Here is a 14,470-nt window from a genome sequence, read left to right on the forward strand (position 1 = left end):
TGAGGGGAGTACCACATGCGCAAGACCATTGCTGCCTTCGCAGCCATCACCGCCACGTCTGTCGCCGCACTGGCCGCCGGCTCCGCCGACGACGTGCTGAAGGCCAACTGGGCCGCCACGGGCGGTTCGGCCTGGGCTACGAAGACCGCGGTGAGCATCGATTCCGACTATGCCGGCCAAGGCCTTACTGGCATCACCCACTCGGTCAGCGACCTGAAAACGGGCCGGACGGTCAGCACGTTCAAGGTCGGCCCGGCTGAGGGTGCCAACGGCTTCGACGGCAAAACGCCGTGGGCGCGCGACACCTCCGGCACCATCACCGAACAGGAAGGCGGCGACGCGCTGGTCCTCGCCGTCAACGACGCTTACCGGAACGCCAATCTGTGGTGGAAACCCGATCACGGCGGAGCGGCGATCGAATCCAAAGGCGAAGTCACCAACGCCGAAGGCCGGTTCGACGTCCTGGTTGTGACCCCGAAAGGCGGCAAGCCGTTCGAAGCCTGGTTCGATACCGGCACGCATTACCTTTCCAAGATCGTCGAGAAAGCGGGCGCGCAAACCGTCGCCACCACGCTCGCGGAATACCGCGACGAAGACGGCGTGAAGCTGCCTCACAAAATACAGGTCGATACCGGCGTCGGCGCAGCGTACCTGCAGACCATGAAGGTGACCAAGGTCACGTTCCTTGGCGCCCAGCCCGACAGCACCTTTGCCATGCCGAAGATCGTGGTGACCGATTTCGCGATCGCGGGCGGCGCGGCTTCGACCACGATACCGGTCCAGATCGTCAACAATCACATTTACGGTGCGGCAAAGGTCAACGGCAAAGGCCCGTTCGTGTTCATCTTCGATACCGGCGGGCGCAACATCATCACGCCGCCGCTGGCCAAGGAACTCGGCCTCAAGATCGAAGGCAAACTGCCGGGATCGGGCGCCGGCGAAGGCGTGATGGAGGGCGGCTTCGTCCACGGGCTCGACTTCGCGGTCGGCGACGCCACGGTGAAGAACCAGCTCGCCATCGTCTTCCCGCTCGACAAGCTCGGCGACATCGAAGGCATTCCGATGCCCGGCATGGTCGGCTACGAAACCTTCCGCCGCTTCGTCACCCGCGTTGACTACGGCGCCGGGACACTGACGCTGATCGACCCTGCCAAGTTCGATCCCAAGGATGCCGGCACGCCGGTGAAATTCGTCTTCAACGATCATGTTCCCGAAGTGATGGGCACGATCGAAGGCATTCCCGCCAAGTTCGATATCGACACCGGCGCGCGTTCCGAACTCACCATCACCAAGCCGTTCGCGGAAACCAACAAGTTGCGCGATAGCCATCCCAAGGGCGTCGTGGCGGTGGACGGCTGGGGCGTCGGCGGGCCGTCGACCGGTTACGTCACGCGCATCAAGGATATGACCATCGGCGACGTGAAGATCGGTCCGGTGGTGGGCTCGCTCGCCAATCAGGACAAAGGCGCGTTCGCCGGCTCCGATTATTCCGCCAATGTCGGCGGTGGCGTCTTGAAGCGCTTTGTCGTCACCTTCGATTACAACAATCGCCTCATGTATCTGAAGCCGCGCCCCAGCCCGGTGGACGATACCAACACCTATGACCGCGCCGGCCTGTGGCTCAATGTCGACGGCACCGCTTTCAAGATCGTAAGCGTCACCAAGACGGCGCCCGCGGCCGAAGCGGGCCTTGTCGAAGGCGATATCGTCACGGCCGTCGACGGCAAACCGGCCGCCAGCGTGAAGCTGGCCGAGCTGCGTAAGACGCTCCGTACCGCCAAGCCCGGCACGGTCGTCACCTTCACGGTCACGCGCGGCGGCAAGCCCAAAAACGTCAAGGTCACGTTGCGCGATCTGATCTGAACGCACTTGCACCGACAAGGGACCGGGGCATTCGCTCCGGTCTCTTTTTGTCAGAGCGCGCTGGCGAGGAGCAACAGAACGGGCGCGGCGGCCAGACCGGTCAGAAGTCCATCGCGATGCTTCGACCAGGCTCGCGCGGCAACGAGCCCGGCGAGCGGCACAAAGGGCGCAATCGGGAAGTAATAGCGGGGATAGGCGTCCATCATCCAGCCGGTCGACAGATGGCGCTGATAGCTGAACCAGACGTGCACCACGAACATGGACACAAATGCAACGGCGCAGGCGACTACCAGAACCTCGTCCGATGAAGCCATGCGAGATGCGAACCGTCGCGCCGCCAGCCACACGCCCGCCGCGGCCACGCCAATCGCAAATACGGGAAACACCAAAGCCGCGCTCTGGATCGCATCGCGTGGCGGCTGCCAGCCGGCTACAAAATCACCCACAAACCTGATCGCATAAACCGGGAAGGAAAGGCGTGTCGCGCCGTCCCATCCGGCGTACCGCGCAATCGCCACCAGTGCGGCGTGCTGGGCGGGGGTGTCCGGCGCCGGGCTGCCATACGCGAGCATCAACTGCGCGTATGGGATCGCGGCGATGACAAGCGCAACGACCGCCGCAACGCTCCAAAGTGCCGGAAGACGTCGCTCGCGAAGGAGCCAAACAAAAACCGTTGCGAGCACGCCGGCGCCGAGCAGGAATCCCGTCAGCTTGGCCCACGACGCCAGCACCAAACCGCAGAGTGCAAGCGCCAGCCACCCTGCCCGGCGCGTCTCGATCAACCGTTTCAGACCGAGCAGCATGACCGCGCCGCCCACGAACGCCGCATTGTCGTTGTTCACGCAGCCCGCGAGCGGGATCAGCACGGGAATGCACAACAGCGGCACCGCGTAGGCATAGAACGGCAGGCGTTCGGTCTCACGCGGCAGCAGGAGAAAACAAGTCAGCAACCCAGCAGCCGCCAGAACGATGTTGATGAGGCGGAACCACAACAGCGCTTCCGGATGGCCTTCAAGTTGCGGTCCCATATGCGCCAGCGCGGCGTAATAGATCGGCGGATGATTGATGTAGTTGGCCACCGGCCGGAAACGGAAGGTGTTCGGATCGAGCAGCTTCAGATTCGCCAAATCGTGTGGCGCGTCGGCCTTTTGCAGCTGAGCGACATAGGAAACGTGCGCCAACTCGTCGGTCCCTCGCGCCGGCGCGGTACGGATCGCCGCCAACACGGCGCTGAGCACAAAGACCGCCAGCAGCATCACGATGCGAAGGTTGGCTTCACGCAAGGGAATCATTCCGTCATCATCGATGGCCGTCCGGAGGGTGGCAAGCGTACCCGCCGTGCGTTAAGAAATGGCAGACAGAGGAGACATCCATGGTCCACGCTGCGAAATCGGGAACGTTCAAGATCGGCGGCGAACGGGAAATCGTCCGCCTCGGCTTCGGCGCCATGCGTATCACCGGTAAAGGCATCTGGGGCGACCCGGCGGACCCGGAAGAAGCACGCCGTACGCTGCGCCGCGTCCCGGAACTCGGCATCGACTTTATCGACACGGCCGACTCTTACGGACCGGCGGTGTCGGAGGATTTGATCCGCGAAGCTCTCCGCCCCTATGGCAAGGTTATGGTTGCCACCAAAGGCGGACTGGTGCGGCCCGGTCCCGACGTGTGGAACGTGCTCGGCCGGCCCGACTTTCTGATTCAGCAGGCGCATCTGAGCCGCCGCCGCCTGGGCGTCGAGCGCATCGACCTGTGGCAGCTTCACCGTATCGACACCAATGTGCCGCGCGGCGAGCAGTTCGATGCCATCAAATCGCTGATCCACGACGGCGTGATCCGCTTCGCCGGCCTGTCGGAAGCATCCATCGACGACATCGAAGCCGCACGCAAGGTGTTCCCCGTCGCGACCGTGCAGAACCGCTACAATCTCGCCGATCGGACCTATGAAGACGTGCTGAATTATTGCGAGAAGAACGGCATCGGCTTCATTCCGTGGTTCCCGCTGGCGGCGGGCGATCTGGCCAAGCCGGGCACGGTGCTCGATATCATCGCCAAGAAGCACAACGCCTCGCCCAGCCAGATCGCGCTCGCCTGGATTCTGAAGCGCAGCCCGGTGATCCTGCCGATCCCCGGCACCGGCAAAGTGAAACACCTCGAAGAAAACGTGGCCGGCGTCGATATTGTGTTGTCGGACGAAGATTTCGCAACGCTGGACAAGGCGGCGAAGAAGTAGTCGCCCATCCTTCACCGTAGAAAACAAAACCCCGGCCCTCACGGACCGGGGTTTTTCGCATTCGCACGTCTCTCAGTGCTTCTTGGAAGGAGCCTTGAGCCCGCGATTTTCGAGCAGCGGCCCGATCTCGGGGTCCTTGCCGTAGAAGGCGCGGAACATCGTGCCGTAATCCATGGTGTGGCCGCGCGACAGGATCAGGTCGCGATAACGCTGGCCGTTCTCCGCCGTCAGACCGCCATGCTTCTCGAACCAGGCATAGGTGTCGTGATCGAGCATCTCGGCCCACAGATAGGCGTAGTAGCCGGCCGAATAGCCGAGCGTCCAGACGTGGGTGAAATAACTGGAGCGGTAGCGCGGCGGCACTTCGGCCACCGCCATATGCGTCTTTTCCAGCGCCGCCTTCTCGAACGCATCGACGTCGGCCTTGGGATCAGTCTTCGCGCGCAGCGCCCACTGCATGTCGAGCTGGGCCGCGGCGACGATCTCGGTCAGCGAATAGCCCTGGTTGAAGGTCGCCGCCTTCTTGATCTTCTTGACCAGCGAGTCCGGGATCACTTCGTGCGTCTTGTAGTGAATGGCGTAGTTCTTGAGCACGATGGGATCGAGCGCCCAATGCTCGTTGAACTGCGACGGATACTCGACGAAATCGCGCGCCGTGGCACTGCCCGACACCGTCGGATATTTCTGGCTGGCGAACAGGCCGTGCAGGGCGTGACCGAATTCGTGGAACGCCGTCGTCACGTCATCGAACGACAGCAGCGCCGGTTGGCCTTCCGCGGGCTTGGCGAAGTTGCAGACATTGAACACCACCGGCTTCATGCCCAGCACCGTCGACTGATCGACGAAGGTGTCCATCCAGGCGCCGCCCTGCTTGTTGTCGCGCTTGAACCAGTCGAAATACATCAGGCCGAGGGTCGAGCCGTCCTTGTCGAACACCTCGAACACGCGCACGTCGGGATGATAGACCGGGATGTCCTTACGTTCCTTGAAGGTCAGCCCGTACAGCTTGTTGGCCGCGAAGAACACGCCGTTTTCGAGCACGCTTTTCATCTCGAAATACGGTTTCACCGAATTCTCATCGAGATCGTACTTCGCCTTGCGCACCATCTCGGCGTAGCGGTCCCAGTCGTACGGCGCCAGCTTGAACTTACCGCCGGTCTTGGCGATCATTTTCTGGATGTCGCGCGCTTCGACTTTGGCCTTCTTCACCGCTGCCGGCCCGAGCTTGTTGAGGAAGCCCTCGGCCGCTTCCGGCGTCTTGGCCATCTGGTCTTCGAGCACGTACGCAGCCCAGTTGGGATAGCCGAGCAACGCGGCCTTCTCGGCGCGGAGCTGGGCGATGGTCGCGATGGTGTCGCGGGTGTCGTTGGCGTCGCCCTTTTCGGTGCGGGTCCAGCCGTTCTCGAACAGGGCTTTGCGCGTGTCGCGGTCGGCCAGATCCTGCAGCGACGGCTGCTGGGTCGTGTTGATCAGCGGGATCACCCACTTGCCGGCAAGACCGCGCTCCTCGGCGCGCTTGGCCGCCGCGGCGATGCCGCCTTCGTCCAGACCGGCCAGCTTGGCTTTGTCGTCGACCACCAGCGCACCCGCCTTGGTGGCGGCGAGCAGTTTTTCGTCATACGTGGTCTGCAGCGTGGACATCTGCTTGTTGATGTCGGCCAGACGCGCCTTACCGGCATCGTCCAGCTTGGCGCCCGAGGCGACGAAGTTGTGGTAGTAGACCTCGAGCAACGTCGACTCTTCGGGGTCGAGCTTGAGGCCGACGCGGGCGTTCCACAGCGCTTCGACGCGCGCGAACAGCTTCGGGTTCATGAAGATCGCGTCGTGATGCGCGGCCAGTTTGGGCGCCTCTTCGGCCTTGACTTTCTGCAGCGTCTCGTTGGTGTTGGCCGCGGTCAGCGCGAAGAACACCTTCGAGACGCGGGTCAGCATGGCGCCGGACTTTTCCATCGCCGCGATGGTGTTCTCGAAGGTCGGCGCCGCCGGATTGGTGGCGATGGCGTCCACCTCGGCAAGCTGGCGCTTCATGCCCTCTTCCATCGCGGGCTGGTAGTCGCTGTCCTTGATGCGGCTGAAATCGGGGGCCTGCAGCGGCAGGGACGACGCCTCGGCAAAGGGATTCGGCGGCGGGGGCGGTGGAGCGGGCGGAGCCGGCGGCGGGGTGGTCGAGCAGGCGGCGAGCGTCAGAACGGCGGCCGCGCCGAGGAACGCGGAACGGAAACGGGCCATGGGAAATTTCTCCAGCAACCGCGCCCGAAGCGCGGGACTCGTGTGGACCCCATTTATAGGGCGTTCGCCCCCTCCGGCTCCACTCCGGCGGCCGGACCTCACCGAAAAGTGCCTGGGGACAGCCACTTAGCCGCGGTTGACCGAAGGAGCGTCACCCCATATGGTCCGCCCTCCCTGACGTGAGCCCGTAGCTCAGGGGTAGAGCATCTGACTTTTAATCAGAGGGCCATGGGTTCGAACCCCATCGGGCTCACCAATAACTTCAAAGGCTTAGCCTAAAAATCCGTACACGGACGAGTGACTTTGGAGTGACTTTTTGCAGAAAGTCACTCGGCAAAGTCACTCGCCGTTTGATTCTGCTGGCGGATTCCACGAGGGAGCACTGATTTTCGGTCAGTTGATCCGGTGTGACTTGCCGCAGTTCACTTCAACTCTCAATGGTGGGAGTTTCTGTCCTGTAAATCGGGACAATCGCTATGGGAAAGCTGCCGGCAAACCGAGTTAAGGAGCTTCGGATGGAGCGCAGTGTCTCGCTAGCGCAGCTCGAGAAAGCGTCGGGGATACCAAGCAACAGCATTAATCGGATTGAACGCGGCGAAGCCGAACTCACGTTATCCAAAATGAGGAGCATTGGTGCGGCCTTGGGCGTCAAACCTTCTGAACTTCTGGTGGATGCAGATGTTGAGGCGAGACCGAGATGTCATCTCAGCGAATGCTGCAACCTGACTGGCACAGTTGCACCTTCCGACAAAGCGAGCTTGGCTCAGGCTGCAATTGCGATCATCACCGCCGCAAAACACATCGCAGCCGGTGACGCATCACGCGCAGGATCGGCCTCCGACCCGAGCGAGAGCTCCCTCGCAGCCTTGTGGGCCAAATTGGGAACAGATCAGCGAAGACGCGCTCTGATGGCTATGCTGATAGCGGACGTGATCACCGAGTGAATTTAGCGTGTGACTTTCGGGCCTATTTGCGTATTGTTTTGGTCGAAATCGCTTCGTAAGCCATTGTTTTTCCTATATTCGCAATACCTTTTAATCAGAGGGCCATGGGTTCGAACCCCATCGGGCTCACCAGCCTTCACTCGCGAAGCGAGAGAAGGCTGCCGCGCCGTGGCGCCGACCTATTCGGCCTTCAGCACAAAATCGTACCCCCAGGCGAGCAAGCCCGAAGCCGCGCCGGCCGTCAGCCGGTTGGCGAGTGTGGCCAGGCGGCCGCCGCAGATCGGTTGCAGGGTCTCGCAGGCAAAACCGGTGGCAGCAAAAAGATCGCGCATGGTCCGGCGGGTGAAGAAACGCAAATGCGTGCGATCCATCACGCCTTCCTCGACATAGGTCCAGTCGCCCGTCACGAGCAGCGGCAGCGCCACGCGCCAGTAGCGCACGTTCGGCAGCGCGCCGATCAGCCTGCCGCCGGGGGCCAGCAACGTCTTGAGGCGCGCCAGCACCGTCCACGGATCGGCGACGTGTTCGAGCACGAAGCTGGCGATGATGAGATCGAAGGCGCCTTCGAAACGCGACAGATCTTGGTCTTCCACCGAACCGGCTAAAACCTCGGCCCAGCCTTCGGCCCGTAGCGCATCGGCCACGTCGGCACGCAGTTCGATCCCGGCAAGGCGCTCCGCTCCGCGTTCGCGGCAGATTTTCAGATGGCCGCCGCGGCCGCAGCCGACATCGAGCACCGCCCGCGGCTTTTCCGGCAGCAATGCCACCAGCGACGGACGTACTTCGCCGTAGTAACCGGCGTCGGCGGAAAATGTGGTGTGCGCCAGCGACGTCACGCGAGGCCTCGTATCACCCGCGCCGGATTGCCGGCAACGACGACGTGGGACGGAAACGATTTCGTCACCACCGCCCCGGCCCCGACCACGACGTGATCGCCAAGAGTGACGCCCGACAGAATGCTGACGCCAACCCCAATCCAGCACGCCTTGCCCAAGACCACCGGCCCTTTGGACGACAGCGGCTGCGCCATGATCGGCCCGGCGGCGGGCGCGTAACCGTGCAGATTGTCGCCGATGAAAACGCGCTCGGACAGCACGCAGCCTTCTCCGATCGCGATCCGGTCGATCGCCGTGATGCAGGCGTAATTGCCGATATAGGTGCCGTCGCCGATGACGATCTCCGGATCGAACCGCTGCTCCCGCCATTCCGAGATCGCCTGGATCCAGGAATGGCCGCGGATGGTGACCCGGTTTCCGATCGCGATGTTCCGGCGCCCCTCGATGGTATGCGGCCGCAACAGGCGCGCACCGCGTCCGAGATGCTTGAACCCCGTCGGACGCTGCCCTTTGAGAAAGGCCGCCAGATCGCGCACGGCAAGACCGGCCATCACTTCACCTGGGTCGACAACACCGCCAGCGAGGCCGCACTGACCGCCAACTGGCTGAAGATCTGGGTGGTGTCGACGATGATCTGGTGCAGGTCGATGCCGGAAATGTCGCGTGCCACGAAGATGGTCGAACCGGGCGGAATCCGCTCGCTGCCGAAATTGAGCCAGGAATTGTCCACCCGCTGCGCCGAGCCGTCGGGCAGCACCAGGATGGTCTCGTTCTCGTCGGCAAAGCGGGTATAGCCGCCGGCGCGCTCGACATAATCGCTGGCCGACATGCCCTTTTCGTAGGGAATATTGCCCGGCTGCAGCACTTCACCCAGCACGGCGACCGAATAGGGCTTCTGCGGCACGAACACGAGGTCGCCGGGTTCGAGCAGCGGATCGCTTGCCGGATTGGCCGCCAGCACGGCGGGATCGGCCGCCACGACGACGCGTCCGAGCGCCTTCTGGCTGCGGATTTGTCCGATGTAGCTCTGCATCGCGGCGAACGCGTCCGGCGACAGCTTGGCATTGGGATCGCGCCGGCTCATCGCCAGCACGAGTTGGTTCTCGATCTCCTGCGCCTGTCGGCGGTTGGATTCCTGTTCGCGTATCGCTGCCGACCGCCGCAGAAACACAGTGCCATAAGGATACGCCGTTTCGGTCAGCCCGCCCGCCCGGTGCAGCAGGTCGGACAGGTGCTCGCCGCGCATGATGCGATAGGTGCCGCCGTTCCGAACCTGCCCCTGCACCGTCACCGAGCCCGAGGTCGCGGCGGTGTAGACTTCGTTGACGCGTACCTGATCGCGTGGCGACACAATGAACGCGGCGTCGGTCGCATCGGTCAGCGCCAGCGTGCGCCGTTCGGTCGACGATTTGCCGGTACCGGCATCCACGGTGGTGGAAATCACCTCGACCGTGCTCTTGTCGGCCCGGCGCGACACGCCGCCGGCGGCCGCCAGCAGCGAACGGATATCGGCATCGGGACCGACGAGATAGATACCCGGCCCCTGCACCGCACCGTCGACGGTCACCGCGCGATCGTCGAGGAAATTGATCAGCACCAGCGGATCGACCTTGAGCTGCTTGGCGAGATCGCCGACACGCTTGATGTCCTTGGCGACCGGCTGGTTGTCGCGTTCCTCGCTGCGATCCGCCGCGGACAGGTCATTGTTACTATAGGTGTTGCCGTAGGGATTGCTGTTGTCGCGCGCGAACGGATAAGTGCCGTTCTGATTGGGCAGACCGAACCTGTCGCGATCGTCCCGATCGCCGCGGATGTCGTTTTGCCCGTTGTCGGCGAGGAGCGACGCCAGCGAATTGACCCCGGCATTGCTTTGCAGCATCGACGGATCGGCGGCTGGCGCCGGCGCCGTCTTCAACTGCTGGCCGGCGGCCGCGCCGGTGGCCGCGTTGAGCGGATTTTCCGCCGGTTCGAGATTGGGGTTTATTTCCGCTTCTTCGGCGGCGTTACGGCGCAGGCGGATCTGGCGGATGGCGGTGAACAAAGTCCGCGCCTCGCCGGTGGAAACGACGCGCACGACGTCATCGCTCTGTAGCGCCATATCTTCGCTGCCGTTCAGCACGGCCACCGGCGTAAACGGCACCAGCACGCGCAGAAGCGTGACCGGATCGCGGCGCGAAATCACGCCGAACAACGTATAGGGGTCTTCGCCCAGGGCCCCCGGCGATTTCAGCACGTCCGACAGCTTGGCGCCGGTCGCGTATTTGCCGGCGAGCGCGGTGCCGCCCGACAAGGTGGCCATGGATTCGGTCTGGCTTGCCGCCGGCTGCACGAAAAGAATATCGCTGTCGCCGATGGCGCTCGCGTTGCTTTCGAGCGTCGCCAGGCGATTGCGGCCGTCTTCGGCCACACGCAGCACCGAAAGGCGATACTTGCCGCGTACTTCGAGCCCGCCTGCCAGCGCCAGAAGATCGCGCGTGCTGATGGTCGAGCGTCCCGCCGCCAATTCGTAGATGCCCGGACGGCGCACCCATCCGGCTACCGCGACGGTGCGCCCCAAAGGAGGCACCACAACACGGTCGCCGTCGGTCAGCGCCAGCGAACTGGCGCGCGCCTCTCCCGTCAGCACGCTGTAGAGATCGACGATATAGGTCTTCCCGCCGCGGATCACGCGCACGGACCTGAGCGAGCCCGACTTCTTGATACCGCCGGAAATCAGCACCGCATCGGCGGGCGTCGACAAGCCGGTAAGCGTGCGCATGCCGGGGCTACCGACTTCGCCCGATACCAGAACGCCGATCTGGCGCAGGCGCCCCACGGTGACGAAACCTTCGGTCGAAACGTAGGTACGGCGGATGGCGGCGACGACGTCCTGGCGGAACTCGCCCAGCGTGCGGCCCGCCGCCGGGACCGGATTGATGCGCGGCAGCACCACTGAGCCGTCGCGGTCGACGACCGCGCGATATTCCGAATTTTCCTGACCGCGCAAGGTTACGATGATTTCATCGCCGGGACCGAGCACATAACGGTCCTGCACCGCACCGACTTGCGGCAAGCTGACGGAACGGCCGACACCGAGCTGGTCGTAGCCGATCTGCTTGAGCTTCACGCCGGCCCGGTCGGAGAGAATCTGCTCGAGCCGAGACGTCGGCAGGCGCGGATTGGGCGCTGCCATCGGCTCCAGCACCGTTTCGCGCGGCGGCAGCGATTGGCCCGGCATTATCGAATTGCCGTTCGTGGAGCCGCGCAGCTGCTGCAATTGCTGCAGCTGTTCGGGAGACAGATTGGGAAGCGTCTGTGCGGCAGCGGCGGCGGCAAAGACAACGGCGGCGACCATTGCGTTTGCAGCAGCACGCCAACGGCGCCAGGACTCGGCGTCAACTCGCATTCGGTGTGTTCTCGGAATGATCAGCGAACCATACGATGTGTCCGGTGTTCCGTCTGTAGCACGGCACATCCGTCATAGGAAGACGAACAGACACGAGGTTACGCTGCGTTATTCCGCACTCACGCCACGTAACCGTTCTCGCGCAGGTATGCCAGCACGCGCTCGGCTTCCTTGGCGGGATCGCTGGCCACGGTCTTCAGCGTCAGCTCCGGTATTTCCGGGCGTTCGTATGGGCTGTCGATGCCGGTGAAGTGCTTGATCTGGCCGGCCAGCGCCTTGGCGTAAAGGCCCTTGACGTCGCGTTCGATGCAGACTTCGAGCGGCGTATCGACGAACACTTCCACGAACTCGCCCTCGCCGAGCATCTCGCGCGCCATGCGGCGTTCCGATTTGAACGGCGAGATGAAAGACACCAGCACGATCAACCCGGCATCGACGAACAGCTTGGCGGTTTCCGCGACACGCCGGATGTTCTCGACGCGGTCGGCCTCGGTGAAGCCGAGATCGCGGTTGAGACCGTGGCGGACATTGTCGCCGTCGAGCACGTAGGTATGACGGCCCGCGGCATGGAGCTGGCGCTCCACCATATTGGCGATGGTGGACTTGCCGGACCCGGAAAGGCCGGTGAACCACAGTACGACGGGCTTCTGGTGCTTCAGGCTCGCCCGCGCTTCCTTGTTCACGTCGAGCGCCTGCCAGTGCACGTTGGTGGCGCGCCACAGGCCGAAATCGATCATGCCCGCGGCGACGGTCGCGTTGGTGAAGCGGTCGATCAGGATGAAGCCGCCCATGTCGCGATTGAACGCGTACGGATCGAAGGCGATGGGCGTCGCCAGCGACACGTTGCAGACGCCGATCTCATTGAGATGGAGCGTCTTCGCCGCCAGATGCTCGAGCGTGTTGACGTCGATCTTGTGCTTGAGATCGGTCACTTGCGCCGGAACCGTATTGGTGCCGAGCTTGAGCAGATACTGACGGCCGGGAAGCAGCGCCTCCTCGCCCATCCAGATCACATGCGCTGCAAACTGGTCGGATACTTCGGCGCGATCCTTGACGGCGCTGAGCACGTCGCCGCGCGAAACGTCGACCTCGTCGGCGAGCACCAGCGTCACCGCCGCGCCCGCCTGCGCTTCGGCAAGATCGCCGTCCATGGTGACGATGCGCTTGACCGTCGAGGTCTGTCCCGATTTCGGCACCGCCACGCCGTCACCGACTTTCACGCGGCCGCCGACGATGGTACCGGAAAAGCCGCGGAAATCGAGATTGGGACGATTCACCCACTGCACCGGCAAGCGGAACGGCGCATCGGCCAGCGCGGTGTCGACATCGACGGTTTCGAGATGAGAGAGCAGCGCCGGCCCGTCGTACCACGGCATGCGCGCGCTATGGGCAATCACGTTATCGCCGAAGCGCGCCGACATCGGGATCGCCACGATCGACTTGAATCCCAGCGGCTCGGCGAATTTGCGGAACTCGTGGACGATCTCGTCGAACACGTCCCGCCGGTACTCCATCAGGTCGATCTTGTTCACCGCCAACACGACGTGACGGATGCCCAGAAGCGAGCAGATGGTGGCATGACGGCGCGTCTGGACCAGCACGCCCTTGCGCGCGTCGATCAGGATCACGGCGAGATCGGAATTGGACGCGCCCGTCGCCATGTTGCGGGTGTACTGCTCGTGGCCGGGCGTGTCGGCGACGATGAACTTGCGCTTGTCGGTGGTGAAGAAGCGATAGGCGACGTCGATGGTGATGCCCTGCTCGCGCTCGGCTTCGAGTCCGTCGACCAGAAGTGCGAAATCGATGTCGTTGCCCACCGTGCCGTGCTGCCGCGAATCCTTCTCCAGCGCCGCAAGCTGGTCGTCGAACAACAGTTTGGTATCGTAGAGCAGCCGGCCGATCAGGGTCGACTTGCCGTCGTCCACGGACCCGCAGGTGAGAAACCGCAGGAACGACTTGTTTTCCTGGGCGGCGAGATAATCGCGCAGAGAGGCCATCAGAAATACCCCTCTTTCTTCTTCTTCTCCATCGAGGCTTTCTCGTCGGAGTCGATCAGCCGGCCCTGGCGTTCGGACGTGCGCGCTGTCAGCATTTCCGCAACGATGGCTTCCAGCGTATCGGCATCGCTGTCGAACGCGCCGGTGAGCGGATAGCAGCCGAGCGTGCGGAAACGCACCAGCCGATCCTCGATCACCTCGCCGTCGCGCAGTTTCATGCGGTCGTCGTCGACCATGATGAGCGTGCCGTCGCGCTGCACCACCGGGCGCTTCTTGGCGAAATAGAGCGGCACGATCGGGATGTCCTCGACCATGATGTATTGCCAGATGTCGAGTTCGGTCCAGTTCGACAGCGGAAAGACGCGGATGCTTTCGCCCTTGTTGACGCGCGTGTTGTAGACGCGCCAGAGCTCGGGGCGCTGGTTCTTCGGATCCCAGGCGTGGGTCGCGGTGCGGAACGAAAAAATCCGTTCCTTGGCGCGCGATTTTTCCTCGTCGCGGCGGGCGCCGCCGAATGCGGCGTCGAAATGATATTTGTCGAGCGCCTGCTTCAGCGCCTCGGTCTTCATCACCTGGGTGTGCAGCGCCGAGCCGGAATCGAACGGATTGATGCCGCGCTTCACGCCGTCCTCGTTGATATGGACGAGCAGCTTGAGACCGAGCCGCGCCGCGGTCTCATCGCGGAACGAAATCATCTCGCGGAATTTCCACGTCGTATCGACGTGTAGAAGCGGGAACGGCGGCTTCGAGGGATAGAACGCCTTCATCGCCAGGTGCAGCATCACCGACGAGTCTTTGCCGATCGAATAGAGCATCACGGGATTTTCGAAGGAGGCGGCAACCTCCCGCATGATGTGAATGCTCTCGGCTTCGAGGCGCTTCAGATGCGAAACTACAGTAGCGTCACTGGGCAAATTCCGGTCCCCCGAAAATCTACCGTGAAATAAGCTGATTGAATGCCGGTTTCAAGCTCCCCGCACGCAAGA

The 14,470-nt window shown here is 63.2% G+C and carries 10 protein-coding genes and 1 tRNA gene; 4 read left to right on the top strand and 7 right to left on the bottom strand.

Features of this window, described 5'->3' with window-relative positions:
* The first annotated feature begins 15 nt into the window (after window positions 1-15).
* Window positions 16-1,863: an aspartyl protease family protein gene (locus tag FHS84_RS07230; RefSeq protein ID WP_166932395.1), complete on the top strand. Its 1,848-nt coding sequence runs from the start codon at window positions 16-18 to the stop codon at window positions 1,861-1,863.
* 50 nt (window positions 1,864-1,913) lie between these two features.
* Here FHS84_RS07230 and FHS84_RS07235 read toward each other — a convergent pair whose 3' ends face one another.
* Entirely contained in the window at window positions 1,914-3,155 is a 1,242-nt protein-coding gene (locus FHS84_RS07235; protein ID WP_166932397.1) for a hypothetical protein, read from the bottom strand.
* An 80-nt stretch (window positions 3,156-3,235) separates the two neighbouring features.
* Here FHS84_RS07235 and FHS84_RS07240 point away from each other — a divergent pair, with 80 nt between their 5' ends.
* Window positions 3,236-4,093, top strand: coding sequence for an aldo/keto reductase (locus tag FHS84_RS07240; RefSeq protein WP_166932399.1), 858 nt, complete (start codon window positions 3,236-3,238; stop codon window positions 4,091-4,093).
* 72 nt (window positions 4,094-4,165) lie between these two features.
* On the opposite strand, the gene FHS84_RS07245 is transcribed toward FHS84_RS07240, so the two are convergent.
* Window positions 4,166-6,322 carry a M3 family metallopeptidase gene (locus FHS84_RS07245; RefSeq protein WP_166932401.1) on the bottom strand — a complete coding sequence of 719 codons (2,157 nt, stop codon included), beginning with the start codon at window positions 6,320-6,322 and terminating at the stop codon, window positions 4,166-4,168.
* Between the two features lie 181 nt (window positions 6,323-6,503).
* Here FHS84_RS07245 and FHS84_RS07250 point away from each other — a divergent pair.
* Together FHS84_RS07250 and FHS84_RS07255 are read left to right on the top strand one after the other, a co-directional pair.
* Window positions 6,504-6,578, top strand: a tRNA-Lys gene (locus FHS84_RS07250).
* Window positions 6,579-6,798: 220 nt separating this feature from the next.
* Window positions 6,799-7,266 (top strand): helix-turn-helix domain-containing protein, encoded by a 468-nt coding sequence (locus tag FHS84_RS07255; protein WP_279589287.1) that lies wholly within the window; start codon window positions 6,799-6,801, stop codon window positions 7,264-7,266.
* Between the two features lie 179 nt (window positions 7,267-7,445).
* On the opposite strand, the gene FHS84_RS07260 is transcribed toward FHS84_RS07255, so the two are convergent.
* The 5 genes from FHS84_RS07260 to cysD all read right to left on the bottom strand — a co-directional run bounded on the left by FHS84_RS07260 (window position 7,446) and on the right by cysD (window position 14,398).
* A complete protein-coding gene (locus FHS84_RS07260) occupies window positions 7,446-8,102 on the bottom strand; it encodes a methyltransferase domain-containing protein (RefSeq protein WP_166932405.1) in 657 nt (218 codons plus the stop codon).
* On the bottom strand, window positions 8,099-8,653 hold the full coding sequence (locus FHS84_RS22050; protein WP_166932407.1) for an acyltransferase: 555 nt from the start codon (window positions 8,651-8,653) through the stop codon (window positions 8,099-8,101). Before FHS84_RS22050 ends, FHS84_RS07260 begins: the two co-directional genes overlap by 4 nt.
* Window positions 8,653-11,436: an SLBB domain-containing protein gene (locus FHS84_RS07270; RefSeq protein ID WP_166932409.1), complete on the bottom strand. Its 2,784-nt coding sequence runs from the start codon at window positions 11,434-11,436 to the stop codon at window positions 8,653-8,655. The genes FHS84_RS22050 and FHS84_RS07270 overlap by 1 nt, the downstream gene beginning before the upstream one ends.
* A 170-nt stretch (window positions 11,437-11,606) precedes the next feature.
* Complete coding sequence (cysN, locus tag FHS84_RS07275) at window positions 11,607-13,484, bottom strand: sulfate adenylyltransferase subunit CysN (RefSeq protein ID WP_166932412.1); 1,878 nt, start codon at window positions 13,482-13,484, stop codon at window positions 11,607-11,609.
* Window positions 13,484-14,398 (bottom strand): sulfate adenylyltransferase subunit CysD, encoded by a 915-nt coding sequence (gene cysD / locus FHS84_RS07280; protein ID WP_166932414.1) that lies wholly within the window; start codon window positions 14,396-14,398, stop codon window positions 13,484-13,486. The genes cysN and cysD overlap by 1 nt, the downstream gene beginning before the upstream one ends.
* Window positions 14,399-14,470 lie beyond the last annotated feature (72 nt).

Source organism: Rhizomicrobium electricum (assembly GCF_011762045.1).
GTDB lineage: Bacteria > Pseudomonadota > Alphaproteobacteria > Micropepsales > Micropepsaceae > Rhizomicrobium > Rhizomicrobium electricum.